The organism is Pseudomonas huaxiensis (genome assembly GCF_003231275.1).
GTDB lineage: Bacteria > Pseudomonadota > Gammaproteobacteria > Pseudomonadales > Pseudomonadaceae > Aquipseudomonas > Aquipseudomonas huaxiensis.
In genome coordinates this window covers 12855-38210 of sequence record NZ_QKVL01000048.1, presented here as the reverse complement: position 1 = coordinate 38210, position 25356 = coordinate 12855, and the positions used below count along the sequence as shown (strand labels likewise).

The 25356-nt window shown below is 64.1% G+C and carries 19 protein-coding genes, 1 pseudogene and 1 riboswitch; of the genes and pseudogenes, 8 read left to right on the top strand and 12 right to left on the bottom strand.

The window, feature by feature from the left end:
• Window positions 1–396: 396 nt before the first annotated feature.
• Window positions 397–783, bottom strand: a complete 387-nt coding sequence (locus tag DM374_RS28555; RefSeq protein ID WP_110972908.1) for an MAPEG family protein — start codon at window positions 781–783, stop codon at window positions 397–399.
• A 36-nt stretch (window positions 784–819) separates the two neighbouring features.
• Window positions 820–1653 (bottom strand): DMT family transporter, encoded by an 834-nt coding sequence (locus DM374_RS28550; RefSeq protein ID WP_110972907.1) that lies wholly within the window; start codon window positions 1651–1653, stop codon window positions 820–822.
• A 194-nt stretch (window positions 1654–1847) separates the two neighbouring features.
• On the opposite strand from DM374_RS28550, the gene DM374_RS28545 reads away from it, so the two are divergent.
• The gene (locus DM374_RS28545; RefSeq protein ID WP_110972906.1) at window positions 1848–3086 is read left to right on the top strand and encodes a cation:proton antiporter; all 1239 of its coding nucleotides are present in this window, start codon (window positions 1848–1850) and stop codon (window positions 3084–3086) included.
• Window positions 3087–3197: 111 nt separating this feature from the next.
• On the opposite strand, the pseudogene DM374_RS28540 reads toward DM374_RS28545, so the two are convergent.
• A pseudogene (locus DM374_RS28540) lies at window positions 3198–3599 on the bottom strand (acyl-CoA thioesterase).
• A gap of 214 nt (window positions 3600–3813) precedes the next feature.
• A riboswitch (S-adenosyl-L-homocysteine riboswitch) is annotated at window positions 3814–3916 on the top strand.
• Window positions 3917–3937: 21 nt separating this feature from the next.
• On the opposite strand from DM374_RS28540, the gene ahcY reads away from it, so the two are divergent.
• The 4 genes from ahcY (at window position 3938) to DM374_RS28520 (ending at window position 9296) form a co-directional block, all read left to right on the top strand.
• Window positions 3938–5347, top strand: coding sequence for an adenosylhomocysteinase (gene ahcY, locus DM374_RS28535; protein WP_095155873.1), 1410 nt, complete (start codon window positions 3938–3940; stop codon window positions 5345–5347).
• 108 nt (window positions 5348–5455) lie between these two features.
• The gene (gene metF, locus DM374_RS28530; protein WP_110972905.1) at window positions 5456–6301 is read left to right on the top strand and encodes a methylenetetrahydrofolate reductase [NAD(P)H]; all 846 of its coding nucleotides are present in this window, start codon (window positions 5456–5458) and stop codon (window positions 6299–6301) included.
• 94 nt (window positions 6302–6395) lie between these two features.
• Window positions 6396–7181, top strand: coding sequence for a substrate-binding periplasmic protein (locus DM374_RS28525; RefSeq protein ID WP_110972904.1), 786 nt, complete (start codon window positions 6396–6398; stop codon window positions 7179–7181).
• Window positions 7182–7403: 222 nt separating this feature from the next.
• Window positions 7404–9296: a DEAD/DEAH box helicase gene (locus DM374_RS28520; protein WP_110972903.1), complete on the top strand. Its 1893-nt coding sequence runs from the start codon at window positions 7404–7406 to the stop codon at window positions 9294–9296.
• A 62-nt stretch (window positions 9297–9358) separates the two neighbouring features.
• On the opposite strand, the gene DM374_RS28515 is transcribed toward DM374_RS28520, so the two are convergent.
• From DM374_RS28515 to DM374_RS28505, 3 genes are all read right to left on the bottom strand, one after another.
• Complete coding sequence (locus tag DM374_RS28515) at window positions 9359–9937, bottom strand: YceI family protein (RefSeq protein WP_110972902.1); 579 nt, start codon at window positions 9935–9937, stop codon at window positions 9359–9361.
• Window positions 9938–9969: 32 nt separating this feature from the next.
• Window positions 9970–10521: a cytochrome b gene (locus DM374_RS28510; RefSeq protein WP_110972901.1), complete on the bottom strand. Its 552-nt coding sequence runs from the start codon at window positions 10519–10521 to the stop codon at window positions 9970–9972.
• Window positions 10522–10717: 196 nt separating this feature from the next.
• Window positions 10718–12520, bottom strand: a complete 1803-nt coding sequence (locus tag DM374_RS28505; protein ID WP_110972900.1) for a flavin monoamine oxidase family protein — start codon at window positions 12518–12520, stop codon at window positions 10718–10720.
• A gap of 191 nt (window positions 12521–12711) precedes the next feature.
• Between DM374_RS28505 and DM374_RS28500 the strand changes: the two genes are divergently transcribed.
• Both DM374_RS28500 and DM374_RS28495 read left to right on the top strand, forming a co-directional pair.
• Window positions 12712–14118 (top strand): adenosylmethionine--8-amino-7-oxononanoate transaminase, encoded by a 1407-nt coding sequence (locus tag DM374_RS28500; RefSeq protein WP_110972899.1) that lies wholly within the window; start codon window positions 12712–12714, stop codon window positions 14116–14118.
• A gap of 109 nt (window positions 14119–14227) precedes the next feature.
• The gene (locus DM374_RS28495; protein ID WP_110972898.1) at window positions 14228–14947 is read left to right on the top strand and encodes a 16S rRNA (uracil(1498)-N(3))-methyltransferase; all 720 of its coding nucleotides are present in this window, start codon (window positions 14228–14230) and stop codon (window positions 14945–14947) included.
• On the opposite strand, the gene DM374_RS28490 is transcribed toward DM374_RS28495, so the two are convergent.
• From DM374_RS28490 to pilG, 6 genes are read right to left on the bottom strand one after another with little or no spacing between them, the layout of a single operon-like run.
• Window positions 14944–15402: a chemotaxis protein CheW gene (locus tag DM374_RS28490; protein WP_110972897.1), complete on the bottom strand. Its 459-nt coding sequence runs from the start codon at window positions 15400–15402 to the stop codon at window positions 14944–14946. The genes DM374_RS28495 and DM374_RS28490 overlap by 4 nt on opposite strands.
• Entirely contained in the window at window positions 15395–20707 is a 5313-nt protein-coding gene (locus DM374_RS28485) for a hybrid sensor histidine kinase/response regulator (RefSeq protein ID WP_110972896.1), read from the bottom strand. The genes DM374_RS28490 and DM374_RS28485 overlap by 8 nt, the downstream gene beginning before the upstream one ends.
• A 36-nt stretch (window positions 20708–20743) precedes the next feature.
• Window positions 20744–22792, bottom strand: coding sequence for a methyl-accepting chemotaxis protein (locus tag DM374_RS28480; protein ID WP_110972895.1), 2049 nt, complete (start codon window positions 22790–22792; stop codon window positions 20744–20746).
• 15 nt (window positions 22793–22807) lie between these two features.
• On the bottom strand, window positions 22808–23347 hold the full coding sequence (locus DM374_RS28475) for a chemotaxis protein CheW (RefSeq protein WP_095155861.1): 540 nt from the start codon (window positions 23345–23347) through the stop codon (window positions 22808–22810).
• An 11-nt stretch (window positions 23348–23358) separates the two neighbouring features.
• Complete coding sequence (pilH, locus tag DM374_RS28470) at window positions 23359–23724, bottom strand: twitching motility response regulator PilH (protein WP_095156110.1); 366 nt, start codon at window positions 23722–23724, stop codon at window positions 23359–23361.
• A gap of 47 nt (window positions 23725–23771) precedes the next feature.
• Complete coding sequence (gene pilG / locus DM374_RS28465; protein WP_095155860.1) at window positions 23772–24182, bottom strand: twitching motility response regulator PilG; 411 nt, start codon at window positions 24180–24182, stop codon at window positions 23772–23774.
• A gap of 207 nt (window positions 24183–24389) precedes the next feature.
• On the opposite strand from pilG, the gene gshB reads away from it, so the two are divergent.
• Window positions 24390–25343, top strand: a complete 954-nt coding sequence (gene gshB, locus DM374_RS28460) for a glutathione synthase (protein WP_110972894.1) — start codon at window positions 24390–24392, stop codon at window positions 25341–25343.
• The last annotated feature ends 13 nt before the right edge of the window (window positions 25344–25356 follow it).

The window sequence follows — 25356 nt, the reverse complement described above, 5'->3', positions numbered from 1 at the left end:
GCCATGGCCTGACAGATAGGTGTTGCCCGCCCTTGGCGTTTGGCGACGAATTGCGGGGAGGCTGTTGAAGTTGACTCGATATCGCGTCGTACAAACAAGGCGGTCAACCATGGCCTGACAGACATAGGCGCGTTGCAAAAAATGTAGGAGCGAGCTCGTCGGAGCGCCGAACCGTCGCGATGCGCCGCGCGGGCGGCGCTCGATCTTGAGAGCACTAGAAAACTTCCGGCATGCGCCTGGTGGCCATTACTCGGTCTTTTGACAAGCGCCTTTCAGTCACCACATGACCGAAAGATGTGTAGATACCCATGCTCATCGCTGGCAAGCCAGCTCCCACAGGGTCGGCATACACCGGCCCAGTGGGAGCCGGCTTGCCGGCGATGAGGCCCCCGAAGATCAGGCTGAAACCACAAAGAAACTGATGATCAAGCCAACCCCGACAAACCACACCACCGACCGCAGCGCCGCCCAGTCCGCCAGATAGCAGATGATGAAAAGCAGGCGACTGGTGATGAACAGCACCGCCAGCACGTCCTGGGTGACCTGTTCGGCATTGCCGACCACATCGGCGATCAGCACAGCCGCGATGAACGCCGGCAAAATCTCGAAGCTGTTCATCTGCGCCGCGTGCGCCCGGCGCGGCCAGCCTTCGAGTTTGTCGAGGAAAGCCCGGGGGTCATGGTTGTGGCGCAGGTTGAAACGCCCGCTGCCGAACTTCGCGACGCTCGTACACAGGTACGGCAGGCACAGGGCGATCAATACACACCAGAAGGCGACAGTCATGGTTCAGTCCTTGTCAGAATCGAGGTTCGCGCCGGCTCAGAATTTCATCACCAGCATGCCGATCAACACCAGCGCACAAGCTAAGAGCCTGGGCCCGCCGAAAGGTTCTTTGAGGTAGCGCATGCCCAGCAGCACCACCAGGATCACGCTTACCTCACGCAGCGCCGCCGCTTCGGCCACCGATCCCAGGTGCATCGCCCAGAGCACCAGAGCGTAGCTGAGCAATACGCAGACACCCACCGCCAGGCCAAGCTTCCACTGAGTGCGCCAGAACAGCGCGAACGGCGCGCGCCGCGACACGGTTGCCAGCAGCGGAAATGGCAGGGAACAGGCCAGCGTCAGCCACACCAGATAATCCAGCGGCTGCGACCACCGCCGGATCGCCTGACCGTCGAGCCAGGTATAGCAACCGATGCACAGGCCGATCAACGCCACCACCGGCAGCATCGACCACGGCAGGCGATCGCCGCCGCCCCCGCGCCAGAGCAGGCAGGCCATGCCGCACGGGATCAGCAGGATGCCGATGATCTGCTGGCTGCTGAGGTCTTCGCCGGCGAACACCAGCGTCAACGCCAGCACCACCAGCGGCGACAGGCCGCGCATCAGCGGATAGACCAGGCCAAGGTCGCCCACCCGATACGCCTTGATCAGCAGCATCCGGTAGACCAGCTCGAAGCCCGCCGATGCGAGCAGCCACGGCCAGATATCCGCCGGCGGCAACTGGACGAAACCGACCATCACCAGCGCGAACAGCAGGGCCACGGTATCCATGCTGGCGATCACCAGAAGGCGCTCGCCGCTGAATTTGATCAGGGTATTCCAGGTTGCATGCAGCAGTGCCGCGACCAGCACCAGAGAAGTCGCTACCACGTCTCGATTCCTTCGCCATCTGCGGACAGGGTCCGTAAAGCGGACGGCGAAGTTTCAACCAGCGGCAACAAAACAGCCAGCGCGCTGTCAATGGCGACATTGAAAAAAACTGTGTCCCGAAACGGTCAAAAGGCCATCAAAGTCTTTGCCCGCCTCGTTCGGGCACCGACTTGGAAGCCAATACAGGACCTAGGATGCTTGAGTTAGTTGCCGCGTTTATCTGTCTCACTACCCTCCTCACTTACGTGAATTACCGCTTTATCGGCCTGCCGCCCGCCATTGGCGTCATGGTCACCGCCCTGCTGTTCTCCCTGATGCTCCAGGCCCTGAGCCTGATCGGTTATCCGGGCCTGGAAGAACGCGTCGAAGGCCTGATGAACCAGATCGACTTCAACGACTTGTTGATGCACTGGATGCTGTCGTTCCTGCTGTTCGCAGGCGCGCTGCACGTCAACCTGGCCGACCTGCGCAGCTACCGCTGGCCGATCGGCCTGCTGGCCACCCTCGGCGTACTGATCGCCACAACGGTGATCGGCTTTCTCGCGCACTGGGTGTTCGCGCTGTTCGGCTGGAACGTCAGCCTGATCTACTGCCTGCTGTTCGGCGCCCTGATCTCGCCCACCGACCCGATTGCCGTGCTCGGCGCGCTGCGTACCGCCAATGCCTCGAAACCGCTGAAAACCACCATCGTCGGTGAATCGCTGTTCAACGACGGTACCGCGGTCGTGGTCTTCACCGTGTTGCTGGGCATCGTCCAGCTCGGCGAAACCCCGAGCGTCTCGGAAACCGCGATGCTGTTCGTTCGTGAAGCGATTGGCGGCGTGGTCTTCGGCGGCATCATCGGCTACTTCACCTACCGCATGATCAAGAGCATCGAGCAGTACCAGGTCGAGGTGATGCTGACCCTCGCGCTGGTCATCGGCGGCTCGGCGATGTGCTACGAGCTGCACGTCTCGGCGCCGATCGCCATGGTGGTGGCCGGTCTGATCATCGGCAACATGGGCCGTAACCTGGCCATGAACGACATGACCCGGCGCTACATGGACGGCTTCTGGGAACTGATCGACGACATGCTCAACGCCCTGCTGTTCGCCCTGATCGGCCTGGAGCTGTTGCTGCTGCCGTTCAACTGGATGCACCTGGCGGCCGGCGGCGTGCTGGCGGTGGCGGTGCTGCTGTCACGGCTGCTGACCGTGGCCCCGGCCATCGTCCTGCTGCGGCGCTGGCGCAGCGTGCCGAAAGGCACCGTGCGGGTACTGACCTGGGGTGGCTTGCGAGGCGGGGTGTCGGTGGCCCTGGCACTGTCGCTGCCAATGGGCGATGAGCGTGACCTGCTGCTGTCGATCACCTACATCGTGGTGCTGTCGTCGATCCTGGTGCAGGGGTTGACGGTCGGGCGGGTGGTGCGGGGCGTCAGCGAACAAGCTTCTTGAGCTGCAAGTTTTAAGCTTCAAGCTGCAAGAAAAAGCTAAAGCAAGAGCAGCGCTGCGGTCTGCTCTTGCTTTAGCTTGTGGCTTGCCGCTTACCACTTACCGCTTTGGGGCTTATTCGACGGCGCTGTCCGGGAACTGGTCCTCGATGTACTTGATCTCGGTCCGTCCATGCGCTGCCGGCAAGCCGTCATCGCCCAGGTTGACGAACACCATGCGCTCGACGGTAAGCACCGCCTTGCGGGTGATCTTGTTGCGGACTTCGCACTTGAGGGTGATCGAGGTACGGCCGAACTCGGTGGCGGTGATGCCCAGTTCGATGATGTCACCCTAGCGCGAGGCGCTGACGAAGTTGATTTCGGAGATGTACTTGGTCACCACGCGCTGGTTGCCCAGCTGGACGATCGCGTAGATCGCCGCCTCTTCGTCGATCCAGCGCAGCAAGCTGCCACCGAACAAGGTGCCATTGGGGTTGAGGTCTTCGGGTTTAACCCATTTGCGGGTGTGAAAATTCATGCGTGCTCCTACCGGCCTGGCATGTGAAGCAGGGCCACCGAGGCCCTGCCACTACATGGTAGCCCCATTCTTTGGACGCAAACCATCGCCGGTATTCGACCATCCGCCAGTCGTCGGTCGCACGCGACGCTTTGGCCCTTGGGCGCGCGCGAAAGCCCGGCTATAATCCCCGCGTTTTTCGGCGATGGTCCCCCGCGACCATCGCTCCCGCCACCCGACCGAGGGGCGCTGCAGCAGGTTGACCCTGTCAGGCTCGGTCGGGGCGTTGTCCGCACGCTTCATCGCGGACCCTTAACGCACAACGGCGCCCATTCGCACACTACGAATGGAGGCTCTTCATGAGCGCTGTAAACACGCCTGCAGGTTTTAACGATTTCAAGGTCGCCGACATCTCCCTGGCCGCCTGGGGCCGTCGCGAAACCATCATCGCCGAGTCGGAAATGCCTGCACTGATGGGCCTGCGTCGCAAGTACCAGGAAGAGCAGCCACTCAAGGGCGCGAAAATCCTCGGCTGCATCCACATGACCATCCAGACCGCCGTGCTGATCGAAACCCTGGTTGCCCTGGGTGCCGAAGTGCGCTGGTCGTCCTGCAACATCTTCTCCACCCAGGACCAGGCCGCTGCTGCCATCGCCGCCGCCGGCATCCCTGTGTTCGCCTGGAAAGGTGAAACCGAGCAGGAATACGAGTGGTGCATCGAGCAGACCATCCTCAAGGACGGTCAGCCATGGGACGCCAACATGATCCTCGACGACGGCGGCGACCTGACCGAAATCCTGCACAAGAAATACCCGGCGATGCTGGACAAGATCCACGGCGTCACCGAAGAAACCACCACCGGCGTACACCGCCTGCTGGACATGCTGGCCAAGGGCGAGCTGAAAATCCCGGCAATCAACGTCAACGACTCGGTCACCAAGAGCAAGAACGACAACAAGTACGGCTGCCGTCACAGCCTGAACGATGCCATCAAGCGCGGCACCGACCACCTGCTGTCGGGCAAGCAAGCCCTGGTGATCGGCTACGGTGACGTGGGCAAGGGCTCGGCCCAGTCGCTGCGTCAGGAAGGCATGATCGTCAAAGTCACCGAAGTCGACCCGATCTGCGCCATGCAAGCCTGCATGGACGGCTTCGAACTGGTTTCGCCTTTCATCGACGGCATCAACGACGGCACCGAAGCCAGCATCGACGCGGCCCTGCTGGGCAAGATCGACTTGATCGTCACCACCACCGGTAACGTCAACGTCTGCGACGCCAACATGCTCAAAGCCCTGAAGAAGCGCGCCGTTGTCTGCAACATCGGTCACTTCGACAACGAAATCGACACCGCTTTCATGCGCAAGAACTGGGCATGGGAAGAGGTCAAGCCGCAGGTCCACAAGATCCACCGTACCGGCAATGGCGACTTCGATCCGCAGAACGATGACTACCTGATCCTGCTGGCCGAAGGCCGTCTGGTGAACCTGGGCAACGCCACCGGCCACCCGAGCCGGATCATGGACGGCTCTTTCGCCAACCAGGTCCTGGCACAGATCTTCCTGTTCGACCAGAAGTTCGCTGACCTGAACGCCGCGCAGAAAGCCGAGCGCCTGACTGTTGAAGTCCTGCCGAAGAAACTCGACGAGGAAGTGGCCCTGGAAATGGTTCGCGGCTTCGGCGGCGTGATCACCCAACTGACCCCGAAACAGGCCGAGTACATCGGCGTGTCCGTTGAAGGTCCATTCAAGCCACACGCCTACCGCTACTAACAGCAGCTACAAGCTGCGAGCTGCAAGTTTCAAGCAATGGCGGTCTTGTGCCGCTCTTGCTTGCTCTTGCAGCTTGTCGCTTGAGGCCTGCGGCTGAAGGAAATTCAAATGACTCAGGAACGCCGTTACAGCTTCGAGTTCTTCCCGACCAAGACCGACGCTGGACATGAAAAACTGCTCGCCACCGCTCGCACCTTGGCCGGCTACAACCCGGACTTCTTTTCCTGCACCTACGGGGCTGGCGGATCGACCCGCGACCGCACCCTGAACACCGTGCTGCAACTGGAAAACGAAGTGAAGGTCCCGGCCGCACCGCACTTGTCCTGTGTCGGTGACAGCAAGGAAGAGCTGCGCAACCTGCTCGTCCAGTACAAGGACGCCGGCATCAAGCGCATCGTCGCCCTGCGCGGCGACCTGCCTTCGGGCATGGGCATGGCCAGCGGTGAACTGCGCTACGCCAACGACCTGGTCGAGTTCATCCGCCAGGAAAGCGGTGATCATTTCCACATCGAAGTGGCCGCTTACCCGGAGATGCATCCGCAGGCACGCAACTTCGAAGACGATCTGATCAACTTCGTGCGCAAAGCCAACGCCGGCGCCGACAGCGCCATCACCCAGTACTTCTTCAACGCCGACAGCTACTTTTACTTCGTCGAGCGCGTGGAAAAACTGGGCGTGAAGATCCCGGTCGTACCAGGGATCATGCCGATCACCAACTACAGCAAGCTGGCCCGGTTCTCCGACGCCTGCGGCGCCGAGCTGCCGCGCTGGATCCGCAAGCAACTGGAAGCCTACGGCGACGACGCCAAGAGCATCCAGGCGTTCGGTGAAGAAGTCATCAGCCGCATGTGCGAACAACTGCTGCAAGGCGGCGCACCGGGCCTGCACTTCTACACGTTGAACCAGGCCGAACCGAGCCTGGCGATCTGGAACAACCTCAAGCTGCCGCGTTGATCGATCCGGCGATGGTGTCCGTAAATTCCGGCGCCATCGCCACTCCAGGCTTTCTGCACTCGCTTTCGCGCGGTGCATCCCGTATATAGCCACCATGCCCTATCTCGCCCGCCTGCTGACCGCCCTGCTACTGAGCTGCATGAGCCTGCTGGCCCATGCCGAGCGGCTGCGTATCGTCACGGATCCGTGGGCGCCCTACGTCTATGAAGAAAACGGCCAGCCCAAGGGCATCGACTACGAAGTCACCGCTGAAGTCTTCAAGCGCCTGGGTGTCGAGGTGGACTGGCAATTCATGCCGTGGCGGCGCTGCATGCTGATGGTCGACCAGGGTCTGGCCGACGGCGTACTGGATATTTTCCAGAACGCGCAACGCAGCAGCCAACTGTTCTACCCCAACGAACCGCTGTCGGAAGTCGAATTCGTGCTGTTCCAGGCCAACGACCGCCCCCATGCAGTCAACAGCCTCGACGACCTGCGCGACCTCACCGTCGGCACCTCCGCCGGCTATGACTACGGCAAGGCGTTTCTGGAGTCGCCGCTGTTTCGCCGCGAAGCCGCACCGACCCAGGAAGCCAACTTCGGCAAGCTGCAACGCGGACGCATCGACCTGGTGATCACCGACCGCCGCGTAGGGCGCTATATGCTTGCCCAACTGGGCCTGGAGCAGCAGATCAGCGAGCTGCCGCTGGTCATCGACCGCCAGCGCCAGTACCTCGCGGTACGCCGCAACGCCGGCATGGACCTGCTCGCCCAGCGCTTCGCTGCCGAGCTGCGGCGCTTCAAGCAGGAGCCGGCCTACGCCGAGCTGCATGCGCGCTACGGCGATGTCACGCCGGGCATTACAAAAACCGTTGAGCAGCAGGAACGCAGCACACCCTGATTGCTCTGTTATACTCCGGCCTTCCCGCCAGGCTTACGCCCGGACGCTCGGCCTAGCAAAAGGCATCCCGACCGGAAGACAGCGAGGCCCAGAGGCCCGCCCACCGCTCCCGGATGCGCATTGAAGACCCTGCAGGACCGGACGCGACAGCATCCCTCGATGCCCGTCGCGCCAGGCAAGATCATCCCATAGGGCCTAGCCCCCACTAGAACAGGATTTCTCATGTCCTTTGCTTCCCTCGGTCTCTCCGAGGCTCTAGTCCGCGCTATTGAGGCTGCGGGCTACACCCAGCCTACTCCGGTGCAACAGCGGGCCATTCCCGCCGCGTTGCAAGGTCGCGACCTGATGGTCGCGGCGCAGACAGGTACTGGTAAAACCGGCGGTTTCGCCTTGCCGATCCTCGAGCGTCTGTTTCCCGGTGGTCACCCGGACAAGTCCCAGCGTCATGGCCCGCGCCAGCCGCGCGTACTGGTCCTGACCCCGACCCGCGAACTGGCCGCCCAGGTCCACGACAGCTTCAAGACCTACGCCCGTGACCTGAAATTCGTCAGCGCCTGCATCTTCGGCGGCGTTGGCATGAACCCCCAGGTCCAGGCCATGTCCCGCGGTGTTGACGTGCTGGTGGCCTGCCCGGGTCGCCTGCTCGACCTCGCCGGCCAAGGCAGCGTCGACCTCAGCCACGTCGAAACGCTGGTGCTGGACGAAGCCGACCGCATGCTCGACATGGGCTTCATCCACGATGTGAAGAAGGTCCTTGCCCGCCTGCCGGCCAAGCGCCAGAACCTGCTGTTCTCGGCGACCTTCTCCAAAGACATCACCGACCTCGCCGACAAGCTGCTGCACAACCCCGAGCGCATCGAGGTCACGCCGCCGAACACCACCGTCGAGCGTATCGAACAGCGCGTCTACCGCCTGCCGTCCAGCCACAAGCGCGCCCTGCTCGCTCACCTGATCACCGCTGGCGCCTGGGAACAGGTCCTGGTGTTCACCCGTACCAAGCACGGCGCCAACCGCCTGGCCGAGTACCTGGAAAAGCACGGCCTGACCGCCGCCGCAATCCACGGCAACAAGAGCCAGAACGCCCGCACCAAGGCCCTGGCCGACTTCAAGGCCGGCACCGTGCGGATCCTGGTTGCGACTGACATCGCCGCCCGCGGCCTGGACATCGACCAGTTGCCTCACGTGGTCAACTTCGAGCTGCCCAACGTCGAGGAAGATTACGTTCACCGTATCGGCCGTACTGGCCGTGCCGGACGCTCCGGCGAAGCAATCTCGCTGGTCGCACCCGATGAAGAGAAGCTGCTCAAGAGTATCGAGCGCGTCACGCGTCAGCGGATCCCGGATGGCGACCTGCTGGGCTTCGATTTCTCCGCCGTCGAGGCCGAGAAGCCGGAAACCCGCGAGCCACGCCCGCAAAACAACCAGCGCCGTGGTCAGCGCGCCGACGGCAGCAATGCCGGGGGCCGCAAGGACAAGGGCAAAGATAAAGGCAAGGAAAAGGACAAACCGGCCGGTGACAAGCCTGCCGAGAAAGCCGCTGCCGGTCGCCAAGAGCGCAAGCCACGCGATCAGAAGCCACGCCAGCCTCAGACTGCCAAGGCTGCCGCACCATCGACAGCCAACTCGGGAAACCGTGATCCGGAAGTCTTCCTGGATGACGACGTCGACAACTTCGGTAACCGCGCCGACTACGTCAGCCCTTACCAGGGCAAAGGCGGCCAGGGCCGCAACCGTCGTCCGGGCGCACCCGCCAGCGCAGGCGCCGGCACCGCAGGTAGCGGCCAGCCACGGGCCAACGCACCTCGCAATGGCGCCGCTCCACGCGGTGACAAAGCGGCTGGCGGCGAGAAGCGTGGCGGTGGTCCGCGCACCGGTGGCGGTGCCCGTGATGGCCAGCCACGTCGCGAAGGCAGCAACAACCGCAACCGTCGCCCGGCCCGCGAAGATCGCCAGGAACCGGCCGTACGCAGCGCGCGTGAAGAGCAGCCGCAACAGCAGCCGAAGATCATGCACAAGGAATCGAAGGTCGACCGTTTCCCGTCGATCGAACAGCTCGAGCAACTGCCGAGCCGTCCTCGTGGTGAGAAACCGGCGCTGCTGACCCGCAATCGCTGAGTCAACGCCGTAAACAAAAAACGCCGCCCCAAGGGGCGGCGTTTTTGTTGGCGAGGCAGAAATTACTTCTTTTTCACGCCTTCCAGGGAGATGTCCAGGTCCAGGGTCTGGGAAGCCGGGCCTGGGCCTTTGATGCCGAAGTCGTTCAGGTTCAGGGTGGTGGTCGCGTTGAAGCCTGCACGCTCGCCGCCCCATGGATCTTTGCCTTCGCCAACGAAGGTGGCCTTGAAGGTGACGGGCTTGGTCACGCCGTGCAGGGTCAGGTCGCCGGTCACATCAGCAGTTTTCTCGCCGGTCGATTTGACTGCGGTGGAGACGAACTTGGCTTCAGGGAATTTGCTGACGTCCAGGAAGTCCTTGCTGGCGATGTGCTTGTCACGTTCAGCGTGGTTGGACCAGACGCTGGCGGTTTTCAGGTCGACGGCGATCTTGCTGGCTTCAGGCTTGGCGGCATCCCAGGAGAACGTACCGTCGAAGTCCTTGAAGGTACCGTGGATGAAGCTGTAGCCCAGGTGGCTGATCTTCCAGTCGACGAATGCGTGCTGGCCTTCCTTGTCGATCTTGTAATCGGCGGCCATGGCCTGACCAGCCGAGAGCAGAGCGGTACCGAGCGCCAGAGCGGCAAAAGTCTTCTTCAACATACTTTCTATTCCTTTGGAGTGGAGGTTGAACATCAAGCCTTGCGGCCCAGCATGCGCACCAGGGTCGCGTCACGGTCGATAAAGTGGTGTTTTAGAGCAGCCAGCCCGTGCAGGCCGGCGAAAATCACCAGACCCCAGGCCAGATAGAAGTGGATCGAACCGGCGATATCGGCCTGATCAGGCAGGCCGGAAACGAGTGCCGGAACTTCGAACAAGCCGAATACCGGGATCCCCGCGCCATCGGCGGTGGAGATCAGGTAACCGGCGATCAACACGCCGAACAGACCAACGTAGAGCAGCATGTGGCCAGCTTTGGCGGCGAAACGGGTGAAAGCGTCGTGGGTGGCCGGGGCAGGAGGCGGCGGACTGACAAAGCGCCACAGCACCCGCAGCAGCATGAGCGCCAGCACGGTCAGGCCGATGCCTTTGTGCAGTTCAGGCGCGGTATGGCGCCAGGAGCTGTAGTAATCCAGCCCGACCATCCAAAGGCCCAGACCGAACAGACCGAACACCGCCAGGGCAACGCCCCAGTGCAGGACGATGCTGATCAGACCGTAACGAGAAGATGAATTGCGAAGCTGCATTTGCCTGGTTCCCCGTAAGAATTGCTACCAAGACTAACCGGATATCTATCGAATGAAAGCGGAAAATTTCGCTTTGAACTATCGGAAAAATCGATGCTTAGTCTGCAACAGGGGCGTTAAGGAAACATTAACGCCAGGGGAAGGACTGTAGCTGATGTGAGCCGAGGGAGCGGGCGCTCCCACGGATAAAGGCTTGTCAGCCTGCCTTGGCCTGGGTATTGGAGGCCGGCTTCTTCGCCGGCTCCTTTTTGGCTTCGGTCTTTTTCGCAGGCGTTGGCGCGGGTTTCTTCACTGGCGCAGCCTTGGCCTCGGCCTTCTTCGCCGGTGCGTGGGCGGCCGGAGCGGCCTTGGCTGGCGCGGCTTTCACCGGTGCGGCCTTGGCCGGCTCTTCCTTGGCAACGGGCGCAACGGCTGCCGGCGCGGCAGGCGCCGGTGCTGCTGCCGGAGCCGGTGCGGTTGCCGGTTCGACCGCCTTGGCGGTTTCAGCGGCTGCGGCAGGCTTGTCATCACCGCCACCGAACATGCGCGAGAAGAAACCGCCGCTATCTTTCTTCGCGGCGACCGCTGCGGCGGCCGTTCCCGCCGCGGCAGTGGCGGCAACCGATTTGACCGGGTCGAACGACTTGCCCGCCGCCAGATCGCGCACCTGGCTAGCGGCACGCTGGCCGCTGCGCAGGGCGCCTTCCAGAGTGCCGGGGTACAGCGAGTCGGTGTGTTCGCCGGCAAAGGTGACGCGCTGCACCGGACGCTCCCACAAGCGCCAGTATTTGCTGATCTGCCCCGGACCATAGGCCAGGTACGAACCGCCAGTACCGACGTCGGTGCTGTAGCGGCGCACTTCATAACCGGTGAATGCGCCACGCGCCTGTGGATAGAACGCGTGCAGACGGATCAGCACCTGATCGACCATCTGCTTGTCGCCAAACGCCTGCAGCAGGCGGGCGTTGTCGCCCGAAAGGTTGATCACCACATTGGCGCCGCCTTTCAGCGCCGGCTCGATCCACAGCATGCCGAGGCCGGTGTTGCTGAAAATCTCGCCGGACATGCGCGCGCGGCTTTCCCAGACCGGGGTCTTGAACTTCAGCAGCAACTGGTCACGCCAGCCGTAGTTGGTGCCTTTCAGTGCGGCCAGGTGCTGGTTGTCCAGGCCCGGGGTCATCTGGATCTTCGACAGGGCGCGCAGCGGCACGGCCAGCACCAGGTAATCGGCCTGGTAGCCGACACCGCCGACCTTGACGGTCACGCCGTCCTTGTCCTGGCTGATGGCGGTAACCGGCGAACTGGTCTTGATGGTTTTCAACTGTTTGACGAAAGCCTGGGCCAGCACCGGGCTGCCGCCTGGCAGGCGGGCGGCGCGCAGGTCGCGGTCGCTGACGCCGCGATAGACGCGGTTCTGCTGCGCGAAGTAGAGCAGCGACAGGCGCGACGGCTCGTCATAGCGGGTACGGATCTGCTGGTTGACCAGTTGGCGCGCGGTGGCCGGCAGTTGCAGCTTGTCCAGCCAGGTGGAGACGTTCATCTGATCGAGGGCGAACAGCGTGCTGTTGGCCGCCGGGTTTTCCGGATCGCTGATGGAGGCGGCGAGGTCGTCGACGGTCTTCTCGTAGCGCTTGAGCGCCTCGGCGGTGGCAGGTTGCTTGGTGCTCAGGTCGGCGGCGCTGAAATACTCGCCGTCGATCAGATAGCCGGGGGTCCGGACGAACTCCGGGGCGGGCAAGGTGGTGATCTTGAAGCTGTCCAGGTACTGGTTGAGCACCGGCTGGACCTTGCTGTTGCCGATCCATTCGCTGGTGGCCAGGCCCGAGCGTCCGCCGATGCTGGATTTGGCTTCCAGCAAGGTGACCTGCCAGCCCTTGTTCTGCAGCTCGTACGCCGCGGTCAGGCCCGCCAATCCGCCGCCGACCACGATGGCCGTAGGGGTCTTCGCCGCCGCCATCGCCCCCGCGCTGAACAGCCCAATAAACACCAGCGCGCAGCCGCGCAGCCAACCAGCAGACATGTGTCGAACTCCGGATCAAAGGCAGAAAAAGGTGGGGAAGAACGCCCCGGGCAGATGCCGTGCAGGATACGTCACCCCGACCATGCCCGCCAGCAAGGGTCCGGCCGATTGGCCGCCACGGGTTGTGGTGAAGGGGCGCTTTGCATAGGCTTGCGCGGATGTCCGCAACCCGTGCCGCCAGGAGAATGCCAATGGGCCTTAATCAACAGTGGATGCAGCGTGACCTCAAGGTCCTCTGGCACCCCTGCACCCAGATGAAAGACCACGAGCAACTGCCGCTGATCCCCATCAAGCGCGGCGAAGGGGTGTGGCTCGAAGACTTCGAAGGCAAGCGCTACCTGGACGCGGTCAGTTCCTGGTGGGTCAACGTATTCGGCCACGCCAACCCGCGCATCAACCAGCGCATCAAGGACCAGGTCGACCAACTGGAGCACGTGATCCTCGCCGGCTTCAGCCACCAGCCGGTGATCGAGCTGTCCGAGCGCCTGGTCAAGCTCACTCCGGAAGGGCTGACCCGGTGTTTCTACGCCGATAACGGTTCGTCCTGCATCGAAGTGGCGCTGAAAATGAGCTTCCACTACTGGCTGAACAAGGGTCGTCCGGAGAAGAAACGCTTCGTCACCCTGAGCAACAGCTACCACGGCGAAACCATCGCCGCGATGTCGGTGGGCGACGTGCCGCTGTTCACCGAAACCTACAAGGCGCTGCTGCTCGACACCTTCAAGGTGCCCAGCCCGGACTGCTACCTGCGCCCCGAGGGCGTGAGCTGGGAAGAACACTCGCGCACGATGTTCGCCGCCATGGAGCAAACCCTGGCCGAGCACCACGACAGTATCGCTGCGGTGATCGTCGAACCGCTGATCCAGGGCGCCGGCGGCATGCGCATGTACCACCCGGTGTACCTCAAGCTGCTGCGCGAAGCCTGTGATCGCTACGAAGTGCACCTGATCCACGACGAAATCGCCGTCGGCTTCGGCCGCACCGGCACGATGTTCGCCTGCGAACAGGCCGGCATCCGTCCGGACTTCCTCTGCCTGTCCAAGGCCCTGACCGGCGGCTACCTGCCGCTGGCCGCGTGCCTGACCACCGACGATGTCTACGGCGCGTTCTACGACGACTACTCGACCCTGCGCGCCTTCCTGCATTCCCACAGCTACACCGGCAACCCGCTGGCCTGCGCTGCGGCCTTGGCGACCCTGGACATCTTCGAACAGGACAACGTGATCGAAGCCAACAAGGTGCTTTCCCAGCGCATGGCCAGCGCCACCGCCCATCTGGTGGACCACCCGCATGTCGCCGAAGTACGCCAGACCGGTATGGCCCTGGCGATCGAGATGGTTCAGGACAAGGCCAGCAAGACCGCCTATCCGTGGCAGGAGCGCCGCGGCCTGAAAGTCTTCGAACACGCCCTGACCCGCGGCGCGCTGCTGCGTCCGCTGGGTAGCGTGGTGTATTTCCTGCCACCGTATGTGATCACCCCGGAGCAGATCGATTTCCTGGCGGAAGTAGCCAGTGAAGGGATCGACCTGGCGACGCGGGACAGTGTGAGCGTGGCGGTGCCGGCCAATTTCCATCCTGATTTCCGCGATCCGGGTTGATCCTGATCGTTTATCGCCCGTGAGGGCCTCATCGCGAGCAAGCTCGCTCCTGTAGGAGCGAGCTTGCTCGCGATGCCCTGACACCTCAATTCTGTAACCGAGCCCGACCATGAGACTCTCCCGCTTTTTCATCGACGCCCCGCTCAGCCTCGGCGAACACGATCTGCCTGAAACCCAGGCCCACTACATCGGCCGCGTGCTGCGCATGGCCGTCGGCGACGCCGTGCAACTGTTCGACGGCAGCGGCCAGGAATACCTCGGCCAACTGCTCGAAGTCGGCAAGAAAACCGTGCGCGTCAGCCTCACCGAAGCCCTCCCCGGCCAAGCCGAATCTTCGCTGCACATCCACCTCGGCCAAGGTCTGTCCCGTGGCGAGCGGATGGACTGGGCGATCCAGAAAGCCACCGAACTGGGCGTCAACGTGATCACGCCGATCGTCAGCGAGCGCTGCGAAGTGCGCCTGAAAGACGAGCGCGCCGACAAGCGCCTGGCCCACTGGCGCCAGGTGGCGATCAGCGCCTGTGAACAGTGCGGACGCTCCAGCGTGCCGCAGATCAATCCACCGCTCACCCTGGCTGAATGGCTGGCCAGCAGCGACGAGCAACTCAAGCTGGTCCTGCACCCGGTGGCCGAGCCGCTGGTCAGCCACGCCCGGCCGGACAGCCTGGCGTTTCTGATCGGCCCGGAAGGCGGTTTGTCCGAAGCGGAAGTCGATCAGGCCAAGGCCGCCGGCTTCCACGCCGCGCGCCTCGGCCCACGGGTGCTGCGCACCGAAACCGCGCCGGTGGTGGCGCTGGCGGTGGCGCAGCAACTCTGGGGTGATTTCTAAACGGGCGGCAGCAGCCGTTCCAGACCGACCAGATCCGGCACCCGGGCGACTTGCTCGCCCACCTGCACCGCCGCCAGCTCCAGTTCGCTGAGCGGCACATCGACATAGTTGAGCTGGCTGTCGAGCTTGCAAGAGCGCGGAATGCCCTGCACGAGCAAGGCGAAGAAACTGCGCTGGGCACCGCCCAGGGCATTGAGCACGACAATCCGCGCGCGCTCGCCGACCTGGGTCTGGCCACCACAGGCGGCCTCGAAACTCAGCAGCGGCAAGCGCTGGCTGCGCCAGTCGATCCAGCCCAGCAGCCAGGCCGGCTGGTCAGGCGCCGGGGTGCAGGCCTGGTAACCGATCAGTTCGGCCACCGCCACGTTGGGCAGCACCAGGCAGCGGTCGCTCAACGGCAGCAACAGCCCGGTCAGGCTGCTGCGACGGCCATTGCGGGCCCCTTGTTCAAGCATGGGAATGGCTCCAGCGGGCGATGCTCTGCAACAGCACCGATTCCTGGTACGGCTTGCCCAGGTAGTCGTTGACGCCGATCGCCATGGCCCGGTCGCGGTGCTTCTGGCCGGTCCGAGAGGTGATCATGATGATCGGCAGGTTCTTCAGCTTCGGGTCATGACGCACCTGGGTCGCCACTTCGAAGCCGTCCATCCGCGGCATTTCGATATCCAGCAGCAGCACGTCGGGCCGGTGTTCCTGCAGCACGGCCATGGCGTCGACACCGTCCTTGGCAGTCAGCACGTTCATCCCGTGACGCTCCAGCAGGCGCCCGGTGACCTTGCGCACCGTCACCGAGTCGTCCACCACCAGCACCAGCAGCGGCCGCGCCGGACCACCGAGCAGCGCCGCGCTGGCGTGGCGCGTGGTGGTGTCGGCCTGCCGCGACAGGCGCAGGTGCAAGGCGCGCAACTGCTCCAGCAGATCAAGGATCAACACCACCCGGCCATCGCCCAGCAGCGTCGCCCCGGCCAGGCCCTGTACCGCAGCGAACTGCGGGCCGAGGCTCTTGACCACGATTTCGCGGCTGGCCGAGAGGCTGTCCACCTGGACTGCGAACTGCTGGTCATGGGCATGCACCAGCAACACCGGCAACGGCAGGCTCTGGCCCAGCAGGCGCGGCTGTCGCTCGCCTTGCAGCAACTCGCCGAGGTAACGCAGCTCGTAGCGATGTCCGGCGTACTCGTAGCGCGGCGGGTCGAGCTGATAGCAGGTCTCAAGCTCCGCAGGTGGCACCCGCACCACGCCATCGATGGCATTGAGCGGCAGCGCGTATTGTTCCTCGCCACAATGCACCATCAGCGCGCGGTTGACCGAGACGGTGAACGGCAGGCGAATCAGGAAGCGCGCGCCCTTGCCGGGCACCGAGCTGATAACCATGGAGCCGCCGAGCTGCTTGACCTCTTCATGGACCACGTCCATGCCCAGGCCGCGCCCGGAAATCTGGGTGATTTTCTCGGCGGTGGAGAATCCCGGCTGCAGGATGAACTGCATCACTTCGTGGTCGCTGAGTTCGCTGTCCGGCGCCAGCAGTCCACGCTTGATGGCCTTGGTCCGCACCGCTTCCAGCGGCACCCCGGCGCCGTCGTCGAACATTTCGATAACAATGTCGGCGCCTTCGTGCAGCAGGTTCAGGGCGATCATGCCCAGCTCCGGCTTGCCCGCCGCCAGCCGCGCTTCGCGGCTTTCCAGGCCGTGGTCGACGGCGTTGCGCAGCATGTGCTCCAACGGCGCGACCATGCGTTCCAGCACGCTGCGGTCCATTTCGCCCTCGGCGTTGCCCACCACCAGTTCGACCTGCTTGCCCAGCTCACTGGCAACCTGACGCACCACCCGTTGCAAGCGCGGCACCAGTCGCTCGAACGGCACCATGCGGGTGCGCATCAGGCCTTCCTGCAACTCGCTGTTGACCCGCGCCTGCTGCTGCAACAGGCCCTGCGCCGTCTGGTTGCGCACGGTCAGGGTTTCTTTCAGGTCGAGCAGGTCGGAGGCCGACTCCGACAACGCCCGGGACAACTGCTGCAACTGCGAATGGCGGTCCATCTCCAGCGGGTCGAAGTCTTCGTAGCCCAGCGCATCACCTTCGGCCTGCAGGCGGCTGAGGATGCCGCCCTGGGTTTCGGTGTCGAGCCGGCGCAACTGATCGCGCATGCGCTCCAGCGTGGTTTCCATTTCATTCAGGGCCACCTGCGCATCGTTGACCTGCTGCTCCAGGCGGCCACGGGCGATGGAGGTTTCGGCCGCCAGGTTGCCGAGGTCGTCGAGCAGTTCGGCGTTGACCTTGACCACATCGAGCGCCGCGCGCTCCGGCGCCGGGGCGGGTGCTTCGGCAGGGGCCGCATCGTTGCTCTGAGCGGCAGCGGCGCTGTCGCTCAGGGCCGCGCTGCTGAAATTGCGGATGTAGTCGATCAGCGCGGTGGCCGCATGCAGCGGCTGTTGCAGGCGCACCGCGTCGAGCATGTGCGCCAGCCGGTCGTGACAGTTTTGCAACAGGCTGAACAGCGCCGGACTGGGCTGGAGCTGGCCGGCGGCAAGGTGTTCATAGAGGAATTCGAGTTCGTGGGCGAGGTCGCCGATGGGCGCGATTTCCACCATCCGCGCGCCGCCCTTGAGGGTGTGCAGGTCACGCAGGAGGTTTTCCACTTCGACGCTGTTACGCGGATCGGCCTGCCAGCGGGTCAGCGCTGCTGCGGCGCTTTCGACGATATCCACGCCTTCTTCGAGGAAGACTTCCAGCAGCTCCTTGTCGCCTTCCTGCTCCACCTGCGCGCCGGGTTTGGCGGCGCCGGTCTGGGGCACGGCGTTGTGGCGGAACTCGCGCAGCCCGGCGAGGGTTTCCACCACCGACTCCAGCGGCTGGCCCTGGCTGATTTGCGCCAGCATCCGCGCCAACAGCGCGTGGCTGCCGCGCAACAAACCGCTCAACGACGGCGATGGGCTGTAGCGTCGATCGACCAACCCTTCGTAAAGCAATTCCAGTTCATGGGCGAGCACATCCAGCGCGCCGATGCCGGCCATCTGCGCGCCGCCCTTGAGGGTTTGCAGGTCACGCTGCAACGAAGACAGCGCCGAGGCGTTTTCCGGGTCTTGCAGCCAGCGCGCCAGCGCCTGATCGGCGCTATCGAGGACATCGATGGCTTCTTCGAGGAAAAGCTCCACCAACTCGCGGTCATCCGCCTGATGGGTCAGCTCGCGGGTGATGCTGCCCAACTCGGCGATGCTCGCCGGACCACCGCCCTGGCTGCGCACCAGGCCCATGGCGCCGGGGTCCAGCCCTTCTTCCAGCAGCGAGCGCAGCGCGTGCAGACGCTCCGGGCAAGGCTCCACTTCCTGGCCGGCGGCGATCTGGTCGAGCATGTCGATCAGCGCTTCGTGAGCGTGCTGCGCCTCCTCGAAGAAGCGCGCATCGGCCGCGAGGCTGCTCTCTTCCACCGCACCGTAAAGATCCAGCAGCGCTTCGCAAAGCTCATCGACCTGCCACAAATTGGCCAGATGAGCGCTCTGGCCGAGGGTGGTCAGTTCGTCGAGCAGCGAGTTGAGCTCGTGGCGCTCGCCCGGGTGCTCTTGCCAGCGCTGCAACAACGACTCAGCGTCCAGCAGGATATCCATGCCCTGGTTCAGGAAGCTGGCGATCAGTTGCGGATCACGCTTGATTCGCAGTTGATCGCTCGGCAAATCAAGCAGTGCCTGCAGCCGCGCGCTGACCACTTGATCGACCTGTTCAATAAGAATGTCGGCGCCCTTGATCGGCGCCAGCGGCGTGCTGCCCAGTTGCTCCAGGCCACGGCGCATCAGCGGCTCGGCCATTTGCAGCAGGTAGATTTCATCGAGATCGAAGCCCAGTTGGTGGGCCTTGAACTCCCGCGCCAGCAGGTCCAGCGCGGTGGCGAGTTCGGCAATCGGGGTCACCCCGGCCATCGCCGCACTGCCCTTGAGGGTGTGCAAGGCGCGCTGCAGGTCATCGCTGACCGGCGCCGGCAGGTGCAATTCGGCGCCTTCAAGAAACGCGTCGAGGCTGGCCAGGTGGGCCTGCGCCTCGTTGCGGAAGATCTCCAGCAGTTGCGGGTCGAGAGCGTCCGACTTCTCGCCGTCGGTCACCGGGTCATTCATCGCCAGCGCATGAAGATGGCCGGCCAGGTGCTCGACCCGCGCATGGGCGTGTTCCTCGCCGCTGCCGAATTCGGCCACCAGCGGCGGCATCAAGGTCAGCACCTGCTCGATCGCCTTGAGCACATCGTCACTGCTGCCGACGCGGCCTTCGAGCATGCGGTTGAGCAGATGCTCAGTGCCCCAGGCCAGCTCCGCCAGCACCTGTGCGCGCACCATGCGGCCACTGCCCTTGAGCGTATGGAAGCCGCGGCGCAGTTCGACCAGCGCTTCGCGGGGATGACCCTCGCCGCGCCATTGCTGCCAATGCTCGTCCAGTTGTTGCAGCACTTCCTCGGCTTCTTCGAGAAAGACTTCACGCAGTTCGTCATCCACCGGCAATGGTGCGGCAACCACCGCGAGGGTTTCCGCCACCGGTACCGTCGGCACCGCAAAGCCCAGCGCAGCCAGGGCGTTGCCGGCGCGCTCCAGCAGCGGATCGACCTCGGCCTGCAGGTCGATGCTCATGGCTTGCAGGTAGCATTCGAGGCTGGCGATCACGTCGGCCAGATGGTCCAGTTCCACACTGCCGGGCAACGATTCGGCCTGCAGCACATGGGCCTGGAGGTAGTCAGTGCAACGCTGCACCAGCGCGGCGGGTCGCGGCAGCATGAGCATCGCCAGGGCGCCACGAATCTGCACCAGCAGGTCGGGAAGCGGCTGCAGGCGCTGGCGCTCCCAACCGGCTTCAAGGCAATCGGCGATCAGATCGCGGGCCTGCAACAGCACGCCATGGGCTTCATCCAGCACCAGTTGGCGGATTTCCGTGAGGTCGGTACCGGGCGGCGGCGTCTGATTCAGGGATTCAAGGGAGCCGACCATGCCGCCCAACGTCGCTTCGGCGTACTGCAGCGCGCCGGCGACGTCCATCAGCAGGGCGTCTTCCAGCGCCCGCTGACCCTGAACCACGCCTTGCAACACGGCAACCTGGTCGAGAATGACCCGCCGCGGCTGGCCGAAGCCCAGCACCGCCAGGGTGTCGGCCATCTGCCGCAGCGGTGCGAGCAGGGCGTCGAGTTCCGAGAGTTGCTCGCGGTCGCCGCGAACGAACTGGTCGAGCCGCTCCTTGATACGGATCAGGTCTTCGCGCACCGCCGCCACCACCGAACGCAGGGCATCGCGGTCGGGCATCGCCGGCAACTGGCCTTGCAGGGCATCGAGCGACAGTTCCAGGCTATCTCCGGCCGCCGGCGCGGGAATCACGCCCAGGGCGCTCTCGCCAACGGCCTCGGCACCCCGGGCAGCGCGCAACTGATTGAGCAGCGGCAGCGCCAGCAACGGCAAATCGCGGCGGGCGCCGCGCAGGCGGTCCAGGTACAACGGCAATTGAATCAGTGCCCGAAACAGCATGCCCTGCGCTTCACCAAGGGCGGGCACGCGGCCCTCGCCCAGGGCCCTGGCGAGCAGTTCCATTTCTTCGGCAAGCAGCGCCGCGCCCTTGAGCTCCAGCATCACCAGACAGCCGTGCACCTGGTGCAGGCTGTCGATAAAGCCGCCCAGTTCCTGCGCCTCACCCGAATTGCCGGCGAAATGGTCCAGCGCCTGCCGCGCCTGCCCGAGGCTCTCGTCAATCGCCCCCTTGGTCCACGCCAGGGCGACGAAATCTTGCCGGTCAGCCATACCCACTCCAGTTGCCAATAATGCCCACGCGCCGGATCAGCGCGACTCCGGTGCCGGTGGCAGGGTGAAGCCCGAAACCGAGCGACGCATTTCACTGGCCATCCGCGCCAGGTTGCCGATGCTTTCGGCGGTGGCGGTCGAGCCGGACGAGGTCTGCGAGGTGATCTGCTGGATGATCGCCATGGTGTGGGAGATCTGTCCGGCCGAGGAGGTCTGCAACTGCGCCGCGTCGGAAATACTGTGGATCAACTCGGCGAGGGTCTGCGACACGCCTTCGATCTCGGCCAGGGCCACGCCGGCATCCTGTGCCAGACGCGCGCCGCGCACTACCTCGGCGGTAGTCTGCTCCATGGAGATGACCGCTTCGTTGGTATCGACCTGAATCGCCCGCACCAGCGCTTCGATTTGCCGGGTCGCCGACGATGACCGCTCGGCCAGCCGCTGCACTTCGTCGGCGACCACGGCAAACCCGCGCCCGGCCTCACCGGCCATGGACGCCTGGATCGCCGCGTTGAGGGCGAGGATGTTGGTCTGGTCGGCAATGTCGTCGATCAGGTTGACGATGTCGCCGATTTCCTGGGAAGACTCGCCAAGGCGCTTGATCCGCTTGGCGGTGTCCTGGATCTGCTCGCGAATGTTGTCCATGCCGTTGATGGTGTTGTGCACCACCTCGTTGCCCTTGTTGGCGATGGCAACCGAGCGCTCGGCCACTTTGGCCGACTCGTAGGCATGCCCGGACACCCGGTCGATCGACTCAGCCATATCGCCCACCGCCATGGATGCATCGGCGATCTGCTGCGCCTGGTGCTCGGAAGCCTTGGCGAGCTGGTGTGCGGTGGTCTGGGTATCTACCACGGCGCTGGCAACTTCCTCGGCGCTGAGGTTGATGGTCGCCACCAGGTCGCGAAGCTGGTCGATGGAATAATTGATCGAGTCGGCGATGGCGCCAGTGAAGTCCTCGGTGACCGAGGCGGTGACGGTCAGGTCGCCGTCGGCGAGGTCTTCGATCTCGTCCAGCAGGCGCATGATCGCCTGCTGGTTGCGTTCGTTCTTCTCGGCGGTTTCGCTCAACTGGCGGTTGGTCTCGCGGACCATCACCGAGCCGATCAGGATGATCGAGGCCAGCGCCAGCAACCCCAGCACGTAGCCGCCGACGGTATCCAGAGTGCGCCCGCCGGCGAGGTTTTCGAAACCGCTGGCCAGGCGCGAGGCTTCGTCCAGCAGGGTCTGCGAGAGGCTGAAGATATTGCCGGCGGCTTCCCGCACGCGGAACAGTTCCGGCGAGGTTTCAAGAATCTCGTCCACCGAGCCCGCGACAAACTGGAACAGCTCGGCGATTTCACCGAGGCGGGCGCGGGCGTCGGGGTCTTCGACACGGGTGACCTGAATGGTCGAGTTGCCGCCGAGCATGCCTTCGAGCACCTGGCCGAAGCGGTTGGCGTCGCGGCCAAAGGCATCGGCGGCCTGCACCGAGGTGTCGTCGCCGGCCAGTACGGTGTTGACCGAGCCGAGGATGCGCTCGGCCAGCAGCGCCTGGCGCTGGGCCACCGCCACCTGATTGGCTGGCGCGCCACTCTGCAGGAGGATTTCCACGACCTTCTCGTACTCGACCTGCAACTGCGGCACGGTTTCGGCCAGGGTCGCGGCGACCTGATGCAGAGACAGCACGGTCTGCTCGCTGGCAAGAATGGTATCGGTGTACTTGCGCAGGTTTTCCCAGTCGCGCTGCACCGCATCCATCTCGGCGCGCACCGCCGGCGGCGCCGACGGCAGGCCGGTGCTCGAATCGCCCTTTTTCAGGTAACCCCAACGCTGCTCGAAGTCATTGCGCGCCTCGCTCAGCAGGCGGAAGGCCACGGTCTTGCCGGCCGCGGCCTCGGTAGCGTTCTTGGCAATGCGCTGGGACAGCACCCGCAGTTCGCCGGCGTGGCCGATGTACTGCTTGTCGTGGTTGGCCTGGGTGTTGAGGTAGGCGAAGTTGGCGAACAGCAGGATGATCGACAGGATCAGCACGACGAACAAGGCGGCGATCTGTGCGCTGCTGCGAGAGCCTTTGACTGCGCTGGCGGGTCTGAATTGGGTCAAGGGTCTGGCATTCCTTTACAGCGCGACATCGAGAAAACCGGGCGCCTGGGCCAGGGCGAACGGGCTGAAAATCCCCCAGCAGTGCTCACGCTGGAAATGCCCCTGGACGAACGGCGCGGCGCCGGTCAGCAGCGGCGAAGGTGGCGACAGCTCCAGGCTGTTGAGGGCGAAATGCTGCAGGCCGAGCACTTCGTCGACCAGCAGGCCGGTGAACAGCTCCTCATGGTCCAGCACCAGCACCCGGCGCTGCTTGCGCGTTACTGCGGGCTCCAGGCCGAGAAAACCGCAGAGGTCAGTCACCGGCAGCAAGCGCCCGCGCAGGTTGGTCACCCCGGCGACCCACGGTTTGACTCCGGGGATACGACTCAGGCGGGGCGCCTGCAGCACTTCGGCGACTTCCCCCATAGGCGCGACGAAGCAATGCCCGCCGAGACGAAAGCCGATGCCACTCCAGGATTGCAGGCGGGTTTCCTGCAACGGCAGGTCGGCAGCCAGCAGGCGGCAGCGCCGGTCGATGTCCAGCAGCAGCTCGAACGCCGTCAGCGATTCGCCCATGGCCCCGCGGCTCAACCCTTGAGGACGCCGTCGAGCACCTTGATCAGGGCATCTTCATCCACCGGCTTGACCAGATAATCACTGGCGCCCTGGCGTTTGCCCCAGACCTTGTCGGTTTCCTGATCCTTGGTGGTGACGATGATGATGGGGATATGTGAGGTTTCCGGGTTCTTGCTCAGTTGCCGGGTGGCCTGGAAACCGTTCACGCCGGGCATGACGATGTCCATCAGCACCGCGTCGGGCTTTTCCTGGACCGCCAGGGCAACGCCATTGGCGCCATTTTCCGCCTTGAGTACCGTGTGCCCGTTTTTTTCGAGCATTTCGGTGAGTTTGTACATTTCAGTCGGCGAGTCATCGACGATCAGAATTCGGGCCATGCTGTTCCCCATGAAAGGAAAAGACGCCAGCGGCCTTGGCCGTGGCGTCAGGGTGCGTGTTGTTCTTCTGCGGCGAAACCAGGCACGTGGGCGCGGATCGCTTCCAGCAGTTCTTCCTTGCTGAACGGTTTGGTCAGGAACTGATCCGAGCCGACGATCCGGCCCCGGGCCTTGTCGAACAGGCCGTCGCGGGAAGACAGCATGATTACCGGAATATCCTTGAACGCGCTGTTGTGCTTGACCAGCGCGCAGGTCTGGTAGCCGTCCAGGCGCGGCATCAGCACATCGACGAAGATGATGCCGGGACGGTGGTCGACGATCTTGGCCAGGGCATCGAAACCGTCGATTGCCGTGATGACCTCGCACCCTGCTTCACTGAGCAGCATTTCCGCGGTGCGACGAATCGTCTTGGAGTCGTCGATCACCATCACCTTCAATGCCGTGTCGGGCTGAACCATATTCGCTCTACCGTTACCTGATAAGTAGCGCCATGCCGGCCACCTGCCACGCATTTTTAGCACACTCATGGGGTGCATTCCATCGAGCCGAGGCGGGGCCCGGCCCGGCCGCGTTTTTCCCTTGACCGCCAGCCTTGCGAGCGCCACCCTGACGCCACTTTTCATTCGAGCTACCGCGGCCCCGCGCCGCCGAGAGGAAATTCCCCGATGAGCGTTCGCCTCGGCATTGTCATGGACCCCATCGCGTCCATCTCCTACAAGAAGGACAGCTCGCTGGCCATGCTGCTGGCAGCCCAGGAACGCGGCTGGAGCCTGTTCTACATGGAACAGCAGGATCTCTACCAGAACCAGGGCGTAGCCCGCGGCCGCATGCGCCCGCTGAAGGTCTTCGCCGACCCGGCCCGCTGGTTCGAGCTGGACGCCGAGCAGGACGCCCCGCTGAGCGACCTGGACGTGATCCTGATGCGCAAGGATCCGCCGTTCGACATGGAATTCGTCTACAGCACCTACCTGCTGGAACAGGCCGAAGCTGCCGGCGTGCTGGTGGTCAACCGTCCGCAGAGCCTGCGTGACTGCAACGAAAAGCTGTTCGCCACGCTGTTCCCGCACTGCACGCCGCCGACCGTGGTCAGCCGCCGTCCGGACATCCTGCGCGAATTCGCGGCCCTGCATGGCGACGTCATCCTCAAGCCGCTGGACGGCATGGGCGGCGCGTCGATCTTCCGCCACCGCGCCGGCGACCCGAACCTCTCGGTCATTCTTGAAACCCTGACCCTGCACGGCACCCAGCAGATCATGGGCCAGGCCTACCTGCCGGCGATCAAGGACGGCGACAAACGCATCCTGATGATTGACGGCGAGCCGGTGCCGTACTGCCTGGCGCGTATCCCGGCCAGCGGCGAAACCCGCGGCAACCTGGCCGCCGGCGGCCGCGGCGAAGCCCGCGAACTGACCGAACGCGATCGCTGGATCGCCGCCCAGGTCGGCCCGACGCTGCGTGAGAAGGGCCTGCTGTTCGTCGGCCTCGACGTGATCGGCGAGCACCTCACTGAAATCAACGTCACCAGCCCGACCTGCATCCGCGAAATCGACAACGCCTACGGCACGCAGATCGGCGCGCAACTGATGGACGCCATCGATCGCAAGCTCAAGGCACGCTGACCGACGACAAGGG

Excerpts from the sequence above, each read along its gene's own strand:
- DM374_RS28555 (WP_110972908.1), bottom strand. The coding sequence starts at position 783 with ATGACTGTCGCCTTCTGGTGTGTATTGATCGCCCTGTGCCTGCCGTAC.
- DM374_RS28545 (WP_110972906.1), top strand. The coding sequence starts at position 1,848 with ATGCTTGAGTTAGTTGCCGCGTTTATCTGTCTCACTACCCTCCTCACT.
- ahcY (WP_095155873.1), top strand. The coding sequence starts at position 3,938 with ATGAGCGCTGTAAACACGCCTGCAGGTTTTAACGATTTCAAGGTCGCC.
- metF (WP_110972905.1), top strand. The coding sequence starts at position 5,456 with ATGACTCAGGAACGCCGTTACAGCTTCGAGTTCTTCCCGACCAAGACC.
- DM374_RS28525 (WP_110972904.1), top strand. The coding sequence starts at position 6,396 with ATGCCCTATCTCGCCCGCCTGCTGACCGCCCTGCTACTGAGCTGCATG.
- DM374_RS28520 (WP_110972903.1), top strand. The coding sequence starts at position 7,404 with ATGTCCTTTGCTTCCCTCGGTCTCTCCGAGGCTCTAGTCCGCGCTATT.
- DM374_RS28515 (WP_110972902.1), bottom strand. The coding sequence starts at position 9,937 with ATGTTGAAGAAGACTTTTGCCGCTCTGGCGCTCGGTACCGCTCTGCTC.
- DM374_RS28510 (WP_110972901.1), bottom strand. The coding sequence starts at position 10,521 with ATGCAGCTTCGCAATTCATCTTCTCGTTACGGTCTGATCAGCATCGTC.
- DM374_RS28505 (WP_110972900.1), bottom strand. The coding sequence starts at position 12,520 with ATGTCTGCTGGTTGGCTGCGCGGCTGCGCGCTGGTGTTTATTGGGCTG.
- DM374_RS28500 (WP_110972899.1), top strand. The coding sequence starts at position 12,712 with ATGGGCCTTAATCAACAGTGGATGCAGCGTGACCTCAAGGTCCTCTGG.
- DM374_RS28495 (WP_110972898.1), top strand. The coding sequence starts at position 14,228 with ATGAGACTCTCCCGCTTTTTCATCGACGCCCCGCTCAGCCTCGGCGAA.
- DM374_RS28490 (WP_110972897.1), bottom strand. The coding sequence starts at position 15,402 with ATGCTTGAACAAGGGGCCCGCAATGGCCGTCGCAGCAGCCTGACCGGG.
- DM374_RS28485 (WP_110972896.1), bottom strand. The coding sequence starts at position 20,707 with ATGGCTGACCGGCAAGATTTCGTCGCCCTGGCGTGGACCAAGGGGGCG.
- DM374_RS28475 (WP_095155861.1), bottom strand. The coding sequence starts at position 23,347 with ATGGGCGAATCGCTGACGGCGTTCGAGCTGCTGCTGGACATCGACCGG.
- pilH (WP_095156110.1), bottom strand. The coding sequence starts at position 23,724 with ATGGCCCGAATTCTGATCGTCGATGACTCGCCGACTGAAATGTACAAA.
- pilG (WP_095155860.1), bottom strand. The coding sequence starts at position 24,182 with ATGGTTCAGCCCGACACGGCATTGAAGGTGATGGTGATCGACGACTCC.
- gshB (WP_110972894.1), top strand. The coding sequence starts at position 24,390 with ATGAGCGTTCGCCTCGGCATTGTCATGGACCCCATCGCGTCCATCTCC.